The 15612-nt window shown below is 53.0% G+C and carries 13 protein-coding genes; 8 read left to right on the forward strand and 5 right to left on the reverse strand.

The features are described 5' to 3' along the window. Window position 1: 1 nt before the first annotated feature. The 3 genes from B9T62_RS35030 to B9T62_RS35040 form a co-directional block, all read right to left on the reverse strand. Complete coding sequence (locus B9T62_RS35030; RefSeq protein WP_425436625.1) at window positions 2–598, reverse strand: FAD-dependent oxidoreductase; 597 nt, start codon at window positions 596–598, stop codon at window positions 2–4. 69 nt (window positions 599–667) lie between these two features. After that, window positions 668–2191, reverse strand: coding sequence for a sensor histidine kinase (locus tag B9T62_RS35035; RefSeq protein WP_087919475.1), 1524 nt, complete (start codon window positions 2189–2191; stop codon window positions 668–670). Then, entirely contained in the window at window positions 2188–2874 is a 687-nt protein-coding gene (locus tag B9T62_RS35040; protein WP_087919476.1) for a response regulator transcription factor, read from the reverse strand. The genes B9T62_RS35035 and B9T62_RS35040 overlap by 4 nt, the downstream gene beginning before the upstream one ends. 469 nt (window positions 2875–3343) lie before the next feature. Between B9T62_RS35040 and B9T62_RS35045 the strand changes: the two genes are divergently transcribed. Genes B9T62_RS35045 through B9T62_RS35055 form a run of 3 tightly spaced genes read left to right on the forward strand, consistent with a single transcriptional unit; the run spans window position 3344 to window position 8109 of the window. Next, window positions 3344–4507: a glucose-1-phosphate adenylyltransferase gene (locus B9T62_RS35045; protein WP_087919477.1), complete on the forward strand. Its 1164-nt coding sequence runs from the start codon at window positions 3344–3346 to the stop codon at window positions 4505–4507. Between the two features lie 21 nt (window positions 4508–4528). Continuing rightward, a complete protein-coding gene (glgD, locus tag B9T62_RS35050; protein ID WP_087919478.1) occupies window positions 4529–5632 on the forward strand; it encodes a glucose-1-phosphate adenylyltransferase subunit GlgD in 1104 nt (367 codons plus the stop codon). 44 nt (window positions 5633–5676) lie between these two features. Further along, complete coding sequence (locus B9T62_RS35055) at window positions 5677–8109, forward strand: glycogen/starch/alpha-glucan phosphorylase (protein ID WP_087919479.1); 2433 nt, start codon at window positions 5677–5679, stop codon at window positions 8107–8109. A 148-nt stretch (window positions 8110–8257) separates the two neighbouring features. Here the strand turns inward: B9T62_RS35055 and B9T62_RS35060 are convergent, their stop codons facing one another. Beyond that, the gene (locus B9T62_RS35060) at window positions 8258–8737 is read right to left on the reverse strand and encodes a GAF domain-containing protein (RefSeq protein ID WP_087919480.1); all 480 of its coding nucleotides are present in this window, start codon (window positions 8735–8737) and stop codon (window positions 8258–8260) included. Between the two features lie 185 nt (window positions 8738–8922). Here B9T62_RS35060 and B9T62_RS35065 point away from each other — a divergent pair, with 185 nt between their 5' ends. The 3 genes from B9T62_RS35065 (at window position 8923) to B9T62_RS35075 (ending at window position 11543) form a co-directional block, all read left to right on the forward strand. Beyond that, window positions 8923–9222 carry a hypothetical protein gene (locus B9T62_RS35065; protein ID WP_087919481.1) on the forward strand — a complete coding sequence of 100 codons (300 nt, stop codon included), beginning with the start codon at window positions 8923–8925 and terminating at the stop codon, window positions 9220–9222. A gap of 224 nt (window positions 9223–9446) precedes the next feature. Next, entirely contained in the window at window positions 9447–10010 is a 564-nt protein-coding gene (locus tag B9T62_RS35070; protein ID WP_087919482.1) for a GNAT family N-acetyltransferase, read from the forward strand. Between the two features lie 30 nt (window positions 10011–10040). Further along, the gene (locus B9T62_RS35075) at window positions 10041–11543 is read left to right on the forward strand and encodes an MDR family MFS transporter (protein ID WP_087920549.1); all 1503 of its coding nucleotides are present in this window, start codon (window positions 10041–10043) and stop codon (window positions 11541–11543) included. 906 nt (window positions 11544–12449) lie between these two features. Here the strand turns inward: B9T62_RS35075 and B9T62_RS35080 are convergent. Beyond that, window positions 12450–12917, reverse strand: coding sequence for a MarR family winged helix-turn-helix transcriptional regulator (locus B9T62_RS35080; RefSeq protein WP_087919483.1), 468 nt, complete (start codon window positions 12915–12917; stop codon window positions 12450–12452). A 569-nt stretch (window positions 12918–13486) separates the two neighbouring features. Here B9T62_RS35080 and B9T62_RS35085 point away from each other — a divergent pair. Further along, window positions 13487–14221, forward strand: coding sequence for an ABC transporter ATP-binding protein (locus B9T62_RS35085; RefSeq protein ID WP_087919484.1), 735 nt, complete (start codon window positions 13487–13489; stop codon window positions 14219–14221). Beyond that, window positions 14200–15510, forward strand: a complete 1311-nt coding sequence (locus B9T62_RS35090) for an ABC transporter permease (RefSeq protein WP_169834484.1) — start codon at window positions 14200–14202, stop codon at window positions 15508–15510. The genes B9T62_RS35085 and B9T62_RS35090 overlap by 22 nt, the downstream gene beginning before the upstream one ends. The last annotated feature ends 102 nt before the right edge of the window (window positions 15511–15612 follow it).

The raw sequence follows: 15612 nt of genomic DNA on the forward strand, positions 1-15612 counted from the left end.
TTTAAGATTTCAGGACATCATGGTCGACATAACGGGCACCATTCAGCTCGCTGATGACATTAACCGCCACCTTGGCTCCATCACCGGCTGTGATGACCGCATGCACGCTAACTCCAGCTACGGTGCCTGCGGCCCAGATTCCAGGCACGTTCGTTTGTCCCTGTGCATTGACTGTGATTACTGTTTTGATGCGCGGCTCGGTTCCGTCCTGCGTCTGTACACCTGCTGCAGCGGCGAGGTCGGTCAGTACACCGGTGGCAAGGATGATATGTTTCGCTTCATATGAGGTGCCACCTTCGGTTTCGATCACGAAACCTTCTTCGGACTTGGACAGCTTAACGGCCTGATCCTTTACAAGCTCAGCGCCGAATTTGACCGCCTGCTGATGGCCTATGTCCACTAGCTCGGGTCCGCTAATTTCGGCAATGCCATAGTAGTTTTCATACCTGCCTCTGCGGGTCATACCTTTGTCACTGTCTACCAGCAGCGTCTGTTTGCCTGCCTTGGCGGCGAACAGGGCTGCGCTTGCACCGGCAGGGCCGGCTCCAATAACGGCGATTTCGTACATGTTGAACCTCCTCAAAGTTTTGCGGAGCATAGCTCCCCAGAATCACCTCGCAGCAAAACTCACTACGTAAGCATAAGCCTCACCAGTTGATTATACCGTTTAGGGTGCCGGTTTAGCTAATCCTTCCAGGCAGGGAAGGGTGACTCTGAAGCTGCTGCCTTCGCCAGGCTTACTGCTGACGCTGATCGCTCCGCCATGCGCCTCCACGATGGATTGGGTAATGGACAGCCCCAGGCCGGAGCCGCCGTATTTGCGCGTTCGGGAGGAATCGCTGCGATAGAAGCGGTCGAAGATGTAGGGCAGATGCCCAGCGGCAATCCCAGAGCCGTTGTCCCGGACTGTAAGCACAGCCTCGCCGCCTCGGGCATGCAGGGAGACATGGATGGTGCCTTTGAGTGTATCTGTATGCTGTACAGCATTGTGAAACAGGTTGAGCACCACTTGCTTCAGCTTGTTCGGGTCATACCTGCCGCGGATGCCATAAGAGATATCGAAGCTGACCTGGCGCTCGCCGGCCAGCACCAGCAGCTGCGGCTTCATCTCGGAGAGGACCTCTCCGAGATGAAGGGCCGACAGCTGCAGTACAGGGGCACCGTCCATGCGGGCCAACAGCAGCAGGTCCTCAACCAGCTTGTTGATCCGCTTCGACTCGCCCTGCATGCTGCGCAGTGAATTATACAGCTGCTCCTTGTTCTCCGCTGCACCCCGCAGCAGCACCTCCAGAAAGCCGTGGATGGAAGTCAGCGGAGTGCGCAGCTCATGGGAGGCATCCGCCGCGAAGCGGCGCATCTGCTCCTTGGCCTCACGCTCGTTGTTGAAGGAGATCTCCAGCCGTTCCAGCATGCCATTGAAGGAATGGGCCAACTGATCGATTTCGCTCTGTCCCTGCTCCACCGGGAAGCGGATATTCAGATTGCCTGAATCAATGCTCTGTGCAGCCTCGCCCATATTGGAGAGCGGCACAAGGGTCTTGCGCAAGGCCGGAAGATAGAGGAAGAATCCGGCCAGCAGGGCAACCACAGACAGGCCGGCGAAGATTAGCAGCTGCTGCATGATCACATCGGTCAGCGGTCCCGTCCGCACACTCATCTGCAGCAGCAGCCGCTCGTTGCCAGGACGCCCCAGATTCATGAATACAGCCAGGTGCTCGCTCCCGTCGGCCGCAGTGATGAGTCTGTAGTCACCGTCCGTCCGCTCGGTGTTCTGCTGCAGGAGCAGACTATATTCTTCATCCGTCAGCCGCGGAGCCGTATCCTCGGAGAAGGTGTCCTCCTGAAAATCCTTGAAGACGCCGTCCGAGCTGTAGATGGCAATCGTGGTATGGGCATCCAGCAGGAGCGGCCGCCGCTCAGCCCCCGGCGGGAGGTCGCCCGGTGTCATTGGACTCCGCCCGTAATGATTATTAAAGAGATCATAATAGAATTCGCGCGGCACCGACCGGATCTGGGTTTCCATGGATTCGGCCCGGTTCGTATAGGTGAAATCCCGCATCAGCACATATTGCAGCACACCGATCAAGAGCAGCAGTGCGGACAAAATGAGCAGCGAAATGGCCAGCAGCTGCTTGCGCAGCGAGCGTGGCGCCAGCAGACGGCGCAGCCATGCAGGAGGCCGGCCGCTCATTCCAAATCCACCCGGTAGCCGGCCCCCCGCAGCGTGCGGATAATGCGGTGCTCTTTATCGCCCAGCTTCTCACGGAGCGAGCGGATATAGACCTCGACGATATTCTCCTCGCCGCCGAAGTCATACCCCCAGACCTTATCAAGAATCATTGGCTTGCTCAGCACCAGTCCGTGATTGATCACAAGATATTGCAGCAGCTCATATTCCGTGGGTGACAGCTCCAGCACCTCGTCCCTGTGGCGAAACTCCTTACGCCGGCTGTCGATCCGGAACGGACCGCAGCGCACCTCCCCGAGCAGACCCGGGAATTGGTTGCGCAGACGCGCCTGAATCCGGGCCAGCAACTCGTCGAAGCTGAAGGGCTTGACCATATAATCGTCAGCCCCGATCGACAGCCCCTTGACCCGGTCGTCTACCTCATCCTTGGCTGTAAGCATAATGACAGCCAGCTCGGTCTCCTCTGCGCGGAGATAATGGCATAGCTCGAAGCCGTCCATCCCCGGCATCATCACATCGAGAATAGCCACATGCGGCTTGAATTCGGCCGCAACCTCAATCGCACTCAACCCGTCGGGTGCCGTTCTGACCTCAAAGCCTTCATGAATTAATCCAAGCTCCAGAAATTGCAGTATATTAGGCTCGTCATCGACAAGCAGCAAGCGTACACCCAGTGCAGCTTTCATGGCAGTGCCCCCCAGTAAATAATGTATATAAGCGTTCTATAGTTGTTACAAGGACGTCCGTGTAGCTCAGTCCTTCACTGTATTATTACACATAAAATTGAACGTTTGCTGAACAGTCAAGCCCGTTATTTTGCCGATCGCTTGATAAATTTCTTTCATAGGTAATGATATTGGTTAATCCTATAATAAGGAATGTTAATGTGGTGAATCAGGAGCCTAAGTAAATCGGTCTTTGGAATCTTGATTTGCCGATAAAGGGTTTTGACGGCGGCCATCGAACACTTTACAATAAGGATAATATCCCGGTATCAGGGCCTGATTCTATACCCGGAAGGCCAATCCTGATTCTGTATGTATTCCCCGCTTGTTTACCTTATCAAGTTCCTGCCAGCTCACTTCTTAGGCTTCAATTCAACCTGATTTGTTGTTCCAAATCATTTAATTACCTATAAGTCAAGGAGGCTCTTCCATGAAGAAAAAAGAGATGGTAGCCATGCTATTGGCGGGAGGCCAAGGGAAGAGGTTGAAGGGATTAACCAAATCGCTTGCCAAGCCCGCAGTTTATTTTGGGGGAACTTACCGTATCATTGATTTTCCCTTAAGTAACTGCTCCAATTCAGGTATTGATACAGTGGGCGTGCTGACGCAATATGAGCCGCTTGTGCTGCATTCTTACATTGGTGTAGGCAGTGATTGGGACTTGAACCGCAAGAATGGCGGAGTATTCGTATTGCCGCCGCATGAGCGGGAGAACGGAAGCAACTGGTACAGGGGAACGGCCGATGCGATCTACCGGAATCTGAAATTTGTCGACCAGTTTGACCCAGAGCATGTATTGATTCTTTCCGGGGATCATATTTACAAAATGGACTATAATGCGATGCTTCAATATCATAAGGAAAGAGATGCAGACTGCACGATTTCCGTAATCGACGTTCCGCTGGAGGAAGCCAGCCGGTTCGGGATCCTGAATACGGAGGATGACCTGCGGATCTACGAGTTTGAGGAGAAGCCTGCCAAGCCCAAGAGCACACTTGCTTCTATGGGGGTGTATATTTTCAAATGGGAGGTGCTCCGCAAGCATCTGCTCGAAGACGGGGAGAACGGCGATTCGTCACATGACTTCGGCAAGGATATTATTCCGCTGATGCTGGAAGACCAGCAGTCCCTGTATGCCTATCCTTTTGAAGGCTACTGGAGAGACGTGGGTACGGTAGACAGCCTGTGGGAAGCCAATATGGATCTGCTGAGCGACAACCCTCCGCTGAATCTGAATGATCCGCAGTGGCGCATCTTCACCCGCAACCCGAACCAGCCGGCCCAATATGTGGCTCCCGGAGCCAAGGTATCAGGCTGCATTATCAACGAAGGCTGCATTGTGCATGGAGAAGTCAGCCATTCGGTACTCTTTTACGGCGTGGAAGTGGGAGAAGGCAGCGTGATTACAGACTCGGTCATTATGCCCAAGGTCAAGATCGGCAAGAACGTCAGAATTCATAAAGCGATCATCAGTGAGAATACAGTCATCGACGATTATATGGAAATTGGCATCGATCGGGAGAATAAGGATGAGATCCTGCTGATCGACAAGAAGAGCAAGAAGCGCAAAACCGTGACAGCCAAAACCCTATAATCCAAGAGGACGGTGAAATCAATGAAGCAACTTATGGGTGTTATCAACCTGGATCATGAACTCGACAAGCTTAATGAACTTACTTATTTCCGCTGCGGGGCAGCCGTGCCTTTTGGCAGCCGTTACCGTCTGATCGATTTCGTTCTGTCCAACATGATGCGTGCTGAGCTGGAGAGCGTGGGCCTGTTCGTCCGCCGCAAATACCGTTCCCTGATGGACCATCTCGGCGACGGCAAATCATGGGATATGAACCGCAAGCATGGCGGGCTGTTTATCCTTCCTCCGGACTGGAACGATCCGACGGATACCTCTCTGGGGGACCTGCAGCATTATCATAACAATTTGGACTTTTTCAAACGGGCAGCCGCCAAATATATCGTCTTCTCCGGCAGTCAGCATCTGAACAGCGTTGACCTTCAGGATCTCTATACACACCACCTGGAGCAGGGAGCGGATGTCACCCTGGTGTATAAGAAGATTGACCAGCTTCAGCCTGAGCATGAGGTGTGCATGCGTGTCGATGTCGATGAAGACCGCAAGGTCACCAATATCCATCAGGAAAAAGATCACCACAATGTGTATCTGGATATTTTTGTGATGGAGAAGAAGCTGTTTCTGGAGCAGGTGGAATACTGCATCGCTCATGGCGAGAGCTATTTCTTCCGTGATGTGATTCTGAAGAACCGACATAAGTTCAAGATCTCCGCTTATGAGTACACCGGCTATCATTCGGTAATCAACTCGTTGGAGAGCTACTACAAGAACAGTCTGGAGCTGCTTCAGCCTGACAACTACTTCGGCCTGTTCAAGGAGAATCCGGTGCAGACGAAGATCAAATATGAAGCTCCCACCCGTTACCTGGAGAGCGCCAGTGTAAGCAACTCGCTGCTGGCCAACGGCTGCATCATCGCCGGAACGGTGGAGAACAGCATTATTTTCCGGGGCGTGCAGGTGCGCAAGGGTGCCAGGATCACCAACTCGATCATTATGCAGAAATGTGTGATTGAAGAGAATGCGGTCATTGAGAATGTCATTATGGACAAAGATGTGCACTTAAGCAAGGACCGCATCCTGATGGGAGACAGCAGACGGCCATTCGTGATTGCCAAGAGCAGCAAGATTTAGCTATAGTTTTCTAAATAAAAGCTTTCGTCAGGAGGAACCTGCTGTTGTTCAACGATAAAGAAACGTTCAAAAAAGTGTTCCGCGAGACACTCATCGGGAAATTGGGCAAGCCGCTTGAAGAAGCTTCAAATGCGGATATCTATAATATTGTGGGCAACATGATCCGCGAGAATGCCGGAAGAAATTGGGCGGATACCAATCAGAAGTACAAGGCCGATAAGGAGAAGCAGGTATACTATTTTTCAATGGAATTTCTGATCGGCAGGCTCCTCGGCAACAATCTGCTTAATATGGGCGTGCTGGAGGTTGTGCGCGAAGGATTGTCTGAGCTTGGTTTCTGTCTGGCGGATGTGGAGGAAGTGGAGGCGGATGCCGGTCTGGGCAATGGTGGACTTGGGCGGCTGGCCGCCTGCTTCCTGGACTCGCTGGCCTCGCTGCAATATGCCGGCCACGGCTGCGGCATACGTTATAAGTACGGCCTGTTCGAGCAGAAGATCGTTGACGGGTATCAGGTGGAACTGCCCGATTACTGGCTGCAGAATGATAACGTATGGGAAGTGCGCCGGGAAGACAAGCAGGTGGAAGTGAAGTTCTGGGGGCGTGTGGAGACCGGGGAAGAGAACGGTGAGCTGGTGTTTGAGCATAAGGGCTATGAGGCTGTACGCGCGGTTCCTTATGATGTTCCGATCATCGGTGCAGACCGGCGGCATGTGAACACGCTGCGCAACTGGAGTGCGGAGTCGATCACCCAGCCCTCCCGGACCTTCGGCTCCTTGGCAGGTACGGATTATCACAAGTTCCTGGAATACAAACGTTCCATTGAGCAGATCTCCGAGTTCCTGTACCCGGATGATTCCGAATATGAAGGCAAGCTGCTTCGCCTGAAGCAGCAGTATTTCCTCTGCAGCGCCGGCCTTCAGAGCATTATCCGTACGTACAGCAAGCTTGGATTGCCTATCACGTCCCTGGCGGATAAGGTGGCGCTTCATATCAATGACACCCACCCGACGCTGGTGATTCCCGAGCTGATGCGCATTCTGATGGATGAGCATCAGCTCAGCTGGGATCAGGCCTGGGGCATGACGACCCGGATGGTCTCTTACACCAACCACACTATTCTTAGTGAAGCGCTGGAGAAATGGCCCATCCAGATGGTCCGGGAGCTGCTGCCGCGGATCTTCCTGATCATCGAGGAGATCAATGCCCGCTTCTGCGGGGAGCTGATGGCGCGGTATCCGGGGGATCAGGAACGGATCAACCAGATGGCGATCATCCATGAAGATCAGGTGCGGATGGCCCATCTTGCGATTGTGGCAAGCCATAGCGTCAACGGTGTAGCAGCTCTGCATACGGAGATTCTCCAAAAGCGGGAGATGCGCCTGTTCAATGAAATGTATCCGCACCGCTTCAACAATAAGACCAATGGCATCACCCACCGGCGCTGGCTGCTGCACGCCAACCCGGAGCTGAGCGGGTTGATTAACGATTCGATCGGAACCCGCTGGATTCATCATCCACAGGAGATGATCGGCCTGATCAAATACTGTGAGGATTCCTCCTTTCAGGAGCAGGTTGCCACGATCAAACGCCGCAACAAGCAGCGCCTGGCAGAATACATCCAGGGCAAGCACGGGGTTTCGGTTGATCCCGACTCCATCTTCGATGTGCAGGTCAAACGGCTCCATGCCTACAAGCGCCAGCTGCTGAATGTGCTGCATATTATGCATCTGTATAATCAGATCAAAGACAATCCGTCGATGGATATCGTACCGCGCACCTTCATCTTCGGCGCGAAGGCCGCTCCGAGCTATCATCTGGCCAAACGGATTATTAAGCTGATTAATACCGTAGCTGATGTCGTGAACAAGGACCCGCAGATCAAGGGCAAGATCCGTATTTTCTTCCTGGAGAATTATTCCGTATCGCTGGCGGAGAAGATTATTCCGGCCGCCGATGTCAGCGAACAGATCTCTACAGCCAGCAAGGAAGCCTCCGGTACCGGCAATATGAAGTTTATGATGAACGGAGCCTTAACCATCGGCACGATGGATGGGGCCAATGTGGAGATGCATGAGATGGTCGGAGACCAGAACATGTTCCTGTTCGGCCTCCGTGCCGAGCAGGTAATGGATTATTACCAGTATGGCGGCTATCACGCGCGTGACGTCTACTACGGTGACGGGCGTGTGAAGGAAGTGCTGGACCAGCTGATCCTGCAAGGGCCATTCAGCGCCCACGCCCAGGAGTTCGAGACCATCTACCAAACGCTGCTGGACAACAATGATGAGTTCTTTGTGTTGAAGGATTTCGCCGGTTATGTGGAGACCCATGTCGAAATTGACCGCGCCTACCGCAACCAGAAGGAATGGCTGAAGAAGTCGATTATCAATATTGGCCATTCCGGCAAGTTCTCCAGTGACAATACGATTAGCAGGTATGCTTCCGAAATCTGGAATATTCTTCCTGTGAAGCTGTAAGCTGTAAGGACATAGACAAAGGCTGCGTTTTCCCATGCGGGAGAGCGCAGCCTTTGTGCATGTTACCCATTATCCTTTATTCTTCTATTTCTCGCTGAAACTCCAACGTCCTTCTAAAAGGACGGCGTAGCCGTTTCCACTTGTGTGCTTAGATAACCTCTGCGACCATAGCGGCGAAGCGTTCCAGAAATCTGCGTTCCTCATCATCGAAGCGGTGTTTCAGCGGGCTGTCGATATCCATTACGCCGAGCAGCCGGTCCTCCTTAATCAGCGGAACTACAATCTCGCTGTTGGACGCGGCATCACAGGCAATATGTCCCGGAAAAGCGTGAACATCCCCAACGACAAGAGTGCGGCGCTGGGTGGCGGCAGTTCCGCATACGCCGCGTGAGAGCGGGATGCGGATACAAGCAGGAAGTCCTTGGAAAGGACCAAGCACCAGTTCCTTGCCATCAAATAAATAGAACCCGGCCCAGTTGGTGTCCGGCAATGAGAATTTAAGCAGCGCAGAAGCGTTGGCCAGATTGGCTATCGCACTCGGCTCGTCTTTCATTAGCGCAGCCAGCTGCGAGAGAACGCCTTCGAACCGTTCGCTGCGTGTTCCATCGTAAGGCATCGCTTGAAACATGAAGCATCACCTTCCTGTACCTTGAATCAGTATGAATCCATAACTGTAAATAATAACATATTACAGCTGCAGAGGATACGTCAAGCTTCAGAAGGACAATAAGCTATGAGGAATGTTTCCGGCATCGGCCGGGCGGGTAATGCAATTATAAATACCGAAGGCTTACGGGCCAGAAGGAGTGGGATATGCGCGCCGATGTACAGAACTTATTCATAGGGATTCACATGCTGTATCAAGCACATGAGAAGGACTTAACAATCATAGAAATGCAGCCTATACTAGAGGAACTGGGATACCGTGTAGCCGAGCGCGAAGTGAAGCAGGAGTTGGAGCGGCTGACGCAGGAGAATTTCCTGACCGCCCATGGTGAAGGCTACAGCATCACCGGTACGGGGATTGAGGAATTCAAAGCCATCCAGTCCAAGCTCAAGGTATTATGTACTGAAGTGCTGGGGCCGGTCAAGGCAGCTGGAACTACAGGATAAATGTACGATGAAACGTCTGTATCAGGGGGATAAACCTTCTGCTGCGGACGTTATTTTTAACAATATAAAAAGTATATGAAACGGTACCTGAAAGTGATACGGAGTATCGCTGCTTCGGAAGCGTAGGCTCTCTTAAAAAGGACGGCAAAGCTGTTTCTGCTTGGTTATATATAATAACTTGAGAATGGTATAAGATTGAAGCAAGCCGAAAGGGGACAGATGCCTTGTATGTTTGTGGTGGGGTCATTCCGGCACTGGCCGGACCAAGATTACAGCTGCGGCCTATGACCACCAGGGATGCTCCGGCATTGTTTCATATTTGGTCTCATCCGCAGGTGGCGCGCTGGCTAGGTGCTCCGCCGCTTACCTCTGTCACCGTTACGGAACAGCTGATCACGCTGTTGTCAGAAATGGCACAGGAGGAAGAGAGTCTGCGCTGGAGTATTATCGGGCCATCGGGCGAAGTGATTGGCAGCTGCGGGTACAACCGTTGGCAGCTGCAGGGCGCCTATCGTGGGGAAATCGGCTGCGACCTTTCGCCGGCGTTCTGGGGCCAAGGATTGATGAGGGAAGCGCTGATCCTGGCACTGAATTATGGCTTTGAGGTGATGGGGCTGAACCGAATTGAAGCATTATGTCATCCGGACAATGCCCGGATGTCCAGGCTGGCAAGGTCGCTTGGCTTCCGGCAGGAAGGTCTGCTGCGGCAATACCGCCATACGGCTGCCGGTTTCCAGGACATCCTGCTGCACGCGGTGCTGCGCCCGGATTGGAAGTATACAGAATAGATACAGAGAGGGTTGTAATCATTGAAGGCAATGGGGGATAAGGAAAGAAAGCTGATATTGACTGGCGTGCTGCTGGCTACTTTTCTGGCAGCCATTGAAGGAACGGTCACGGGACCGGCGGGTCCGGCGATTGTAGGTGATTTTCAAGGAATACAGTGGCTGAGCTGGATATTCACCGCTTATCTGCTTGCTATGGCTGTAACCACACCGATCTTCGGCAAGCTGAGTGACCTGATTGGCCGTAAGCCCGTCTTTATGGGGGGCGCAGCGGTTTTTTTGCTCGGTTCGCTGTTATGCGGAATTTCACAGAATATGGAGCAGCTGATTGTGTTCCGATTGATTCAGGGGATAGGAGCAGGGGCGCTTATCCCGATGACTTTTACCATTATTGGAGATATCTATAGTATCAGGGAGCGGGCCAAAACCCAAGGGCTGTTAAGCTCGGTGTGGGGAATCTCCTCACTGGCTGGACCGCTGCTCGGCGGGTATGTAGTGGATTATTTGAGCTGGCGTTGGATCTTTGTATTTAATCTGCCATTTGGCGTGCTGTCGATTCTGTTTATTGCCCGTTACTTCAAGGAAGACAAGGTGCGGCGGAAGACAGCCCTTGATATTCCGGGCGTATTGCTGTTTGCGGCAGGCATGGGTGCGCTGCTGCTCGGTTTAACCCTCGGCGGCCAGAGCCTGCCCTGGAGTTCGCCGCTGTTGCTGGCTCTGCTCGGTGCGGCCGTTCTGCTGCTGGCCGTCTTCCTGTATGTGGAGCGCCATGCGGCGGAGCCTATGCTGCCGCTGAACCTGTTCTCCATCCGCAATATTGCGGTCTCGACAGGAGCCAATCTGCTGGTCAGCACATTGATTATCGGCCTTACGACTTATGTGCCGCTATGGGTGCAGGGAGTAAACGGAGAAAGTGCCGCTGTTTCGGGATTGCTGCTGGCTCCCATGTCGGTCGGTTGGATGCTTGGCTCTATTGCAGGGGGCCGGATGATCATGCGTGCGGGTATGCGAAGCACTGCTATGCTGGGCTTGGCACTGATTGCCGCTGGTGCAACCGGAATGGTCTTTATGACAGCCGAATCCTCCCAGCTACTGCTGCTGGCGCTGATGCTGGCCTGCGGGGTTGGCTTCGGGTATGCCTCGATAGTCTTCACCATCATCGCCCAGTCTTCGGTGGAGCAGGCCCGGCGAGGTGCTTCCACCGCGCTGAATACCTTCACCCGTTCACTTGGGCAGACGATCGGAGTCGCCTTGTTCGGCTCCTGGCTGAACCTGAACATCGGCTGGCTGCTGGCTAAGCAGGACAGTTCTGCTGCCCTTGCAAGCGCCGATATTAACAAGCTGCTCGACCCGAATACAGCGGGTGCGCTTGCCGGATCGGCCGGCAGTGGTCTGCGCAGTGCACTGGAAGGCGGTCTGCATTCACTGTTTATCGTCATGGCTGTGTTCGCCGTGCTGTCATTGCTGATCTCGTCTGCTCTGAAGAGAGGCCTGCCGTCCACACTGGATGCGGAGCCAGCTCCGAATAAAGTGTAGAAGCAGAATGCTTGGCATGAGGCAGCGCGTTGCTGATCACTTAGGCCTCGGCATGAGGATAGGATAGAAAACTCAGCTCCGTAGTGGCTTGATAGGCTCGAAACTTTGATTTAGTTGCGGAAGTGCATCTAATTGGCGGATTTTTTGCATTTTGGAGGAATTAAGTGCAAAAAGGCATCTAATTTGGCTTTCTGAGCGTCAGAGCCCAGATTTACTCGAAATTAGTTGCAGAATCGCACTTAATCGATCGTTGGCTGATGATTTGGCTTAAATTAACTGCACTTTCGGTTACTACTTAGGTCCCCTAGCCCTCTTCGCTCATAACCCTCGCTTCGATTTCAGACGGTTGCGGACTCAGGAGCCTCTATTTGCTGTACATAGGCCGTTTTGCAGGATTAACGGACCCAGGAGCCTCTATATCACAGAAAACCCTCGCTTTAGAGCCTGTTTTGACGACTTAGGGGCTATACGGTCCGTAAGACGTCAAAAGATCGCAGATAGGAGGAAATAGGGGCTATACGGTCCGCTAGAATGCAGGTTACCTAGTTCAAGGGCTTGGAGTGTCGCAGGGTCCTAAGTAGTAACCACTTTCGCATCTATTTGCCCGAAATGGTCCAGAGCAACCTTCTAAATCCGCGCTTGAACCTAGTAGGATCAACCTAATTACCCGCGGCCCGTAGCGCCTCCAGAAACAAGGAGTTTGCCAACTAACGGTCCCTATAGCGAGTATATGTGTGAGGTTGATACCAATGCCACAACACCCCGACCAACTAAACCAACTAAACCAACTAAACCAACCAAACCAACCAAACCAACTAATTTTGTTATAAGCACAAAGAGGCAATGCCGGGTGTTATCCCGGCATTGCCTCTTTCAGTTCTGCTTACCGACTGAAATCATCAGCCTCTACTTGCGCGGAAGCGGGGAGAGCTTCTCGGCTTGAAGACCCATCTTCTTGAGCAGGGTAATCATCTGCTCCTTCTCCTCGTCACTCAGGCCGCTGAAGGCCAGGTGAAGCCGCTCCGAGTACTTCGGATACAACTCGTTCATTAAGCGTTCGCCTTCCGTAGTCAGCTCGGCAAAAATAACACGGCGATCGCTCGGGCAAGGCTTGCGCTGCAGGTAGCCGCGTTCTTCCAGCTTGTCTATTACGTAGGTAACGTTGCCGCTCTGCAATAGCAGCTTGGCGCCAATCTGCTGGATCGGCTGTGCACCCTTGTAGTACAGAACTTCCATCACAGCGAAGGCGGTCGGGTTGAACCCTTCAATCTTGCTGCCCGTAACAGCGTGTTCATTAATACTCTTGAAGGATTTTGCGAATACGCGGTACAAATGCAAGGTTAACTGAGTATCACGTTCATAAGATTGTATCATAGCTTCTCCACCCTTTATGGTTAATCGTGTGAGCTCGCCCGCACGGTTTAGAATCCTTGCCCTGAAATGCACCGGTAACCTGTGCAGCGGTTTTTGAGATAACTTTACAATACGTTAAAGAAACGATGAAGAACATGTGATTTGTCACAATGAGCACACTTTTAATTATTAAAAATCAAACAATATCATTCCGTGGTATAAAAAAACGTTGTTTCCTCCCGGTCGCAGTGCGGAAATCCCTCTCATCCGCTGGGGCAGGTATCATTTACAGCCCGGGACGGATGCTCCGCAGTGTTCCAATAATTTACTATAAGGCTGTTGGAAACAGATGATCAGGGAAGAAGAAACGAACATGGATAGGATGAAAAAAGAAGGTGTTCGGTACAGGCCATCCGCAGTGTTCCGCAGCCAGTTCCATTTGCCGGTGACAATGGAGAAATATCATTTTATTTAGTGCAAACTGCAGGTATGCTTAACCTTGTGAATCAAATATTTGTGGAAGCTTCTAGATTATTCGTATAATGAAAGACAGAGAAGGCACTTATTCAATCAGATGTGGGAGATGGATCATGGAAGACTTAGAAACAGAGCAGGAGCTGGGCGAAGGGGTTGTGCTTGACGTTGCCATTGAAGCGGCAGGCTATGAGGCTGGAGATACGCGGATTGTCGATATCTCCTTTCAGGTGCGCAAGGGCGAGCTGCTGGGACTGATCGGACCTAACGGTGCAGGCAAAAGTACCACGATCAAGGCGCTCCTGGGGCTGCTCAAATACTCCAAAGCCAAAGTGATGATAGGGGGAGCCAGCAAGTCTTATGCTTATGTGCCCGAGCAGCCTGTGTTCTATGAGGATTTGACGTTGTGGGAGCATCTGGATTTAGCAGCTGCAGCTTACGGGCTGAAGTTCGGCCTATTTGAGTCCACGGCGGAAAGACTGTTGAAGCAGTTTAAAATGGAGCATGTGCGCAATGACCTTCCTTCCGGCTTCTCGAAAGGCATGAAGCAAAAAATGATGCTGATGCTCGGTTTCCTCGTGCAGCCGGATGTATATATTGTCGATGAGCCGTTTATCGGATTGGACCCGCGGGCCACGAAGGATTTCCTGCGTCTCTTGGAGGCGGAACGCGAGCGGGGCGCCGGAGTGCTGATGTCTACCCATGTGCTGGATACGGCTGAGAAAATCTGCGATTCGTTTGTGCTGATCTCCGAAGGGCAGATGACGGCCTGGGGAACGCTGGATGATATCCGCTCCGAGGCCGGACTGCCGGAGGCGTCGTTGTTTGATTGCTTCGACGAATTAACATGAGCACCCGCAAGCTCGTTGCCGAAGAGGCTCATGCTGCTGTCAAGCAGACTGCCTTCACCTTTCCTACCGCGCGGCGTCTATTCTGGCGGCGGCTGAGGTCCCATATGCATGAACAGCAGAAGATCATCCGCACGGCCGCCGACTGGACGGTGTTGCTCTATTTCATCATTCCCGGCGGCCTGCTTGGGGGCCGTTTCTACCTCGGCTTCTGGAATGAGCCGTTGCCGGACTGGATCGGAAACATCCCGTTCTCGCTGGCTGCCGTCCTGCTCGTGCTCGTGCTGAGCCGAGGGGGAATGCTGCTGCTCTTACAGGAGGGCGATCTGCTGTTTCTGAAGCAGCGTACCGAATGGATCAGGACGATTATGCTGCGGGGAATCGTGTACAGCCTGATCCTGACGACGCTCAAAATAGCTGCTGTCTTTGTTCTGCTTCTGCCTTTCCTGATCCGCAGCTTCGGATGGTCTGCCGATGCTGCCGCCGCATTGCTCGTGCTGAGCATCACCGCCAGCTGGTTCATCAAGCCGATGTCCCACATCGTCAAAGTGCAGCGCCAAGGCTGGCGCCGCTGGCTGTGGCAGCTTCCGGGAGTAGTGCTGCCCTGCGGCATTTATGTACGGGTTGTACTGTATGGAAGCAGTCAGCCACTGGTGCTGTGGATCACCGCGTGTCTGTTTGCGGCGGGAGCCATCCTCGCGATCCGGTTGCGGCTGGGCCTGCAGGGCACGTTCCTGAATGATGTGCGCGAGGACTACAAGCAGCGGATGCGGATCGCGGCGCTGATGCTGCGCGGTGTGCTGGACAAGCCGCGTCCGACCCGGCACAAGCCCTGGATTTTCCGCAAATCGCAGCCGCTGCTGAAGTCCACAGAGCCGGAGAGCCGGTTCGCCGCCGCCGCCGTCAAAGCGCTGCTGCGCAACCCGGCCCATCTGAAGCTGTACCTGCAATTTATGGGAGTCTCCCTGGTGGCGATTTTTATTGTGCCGGCCGTGCTGAAGTGGATTATATTCATAGTGTTGTCTTTATTGTTCGCTTACTGGCTGACCTCGTTCTGGATTTTTTTTGCCGGAGACGATTATATTGGCATTCTGCCCTTCACCAAAGAACAAAAGGCGGAAGCCGGGGCACGCACCATTCCCCTGCTGCTGATTCCCTATACGGTGCTGTGTGCAGCTGTAGTCTGTATTCCCGTCTATTCCTGGTGGGGGCTGCTGCTGTTTATCCCGGTGGGGGCTGCGGCCGGCCTGCTGATTTCGAGGGTGTATACCGCCATTCGCCTGGGCAGATAGTCATAGATAAGGCATAATCTGGAGCTTTAGTTTCCATACTGGAAATAAAGTGCCACGAATTTTTTCTTTTAAAAAGTAATCCTCTTCATTGTTTCCCGCGAA

This window comes from Paenibacillus donghaensis, from assembly GCF_002192415.1.
GTDB classification, from domain to species: Bacteria; Bacillota; Bacilli; order Paenibacillales; family Paenibacillaceae; genus Paenibacillus_AQ; species Paenibacillus_AQ donghaensis.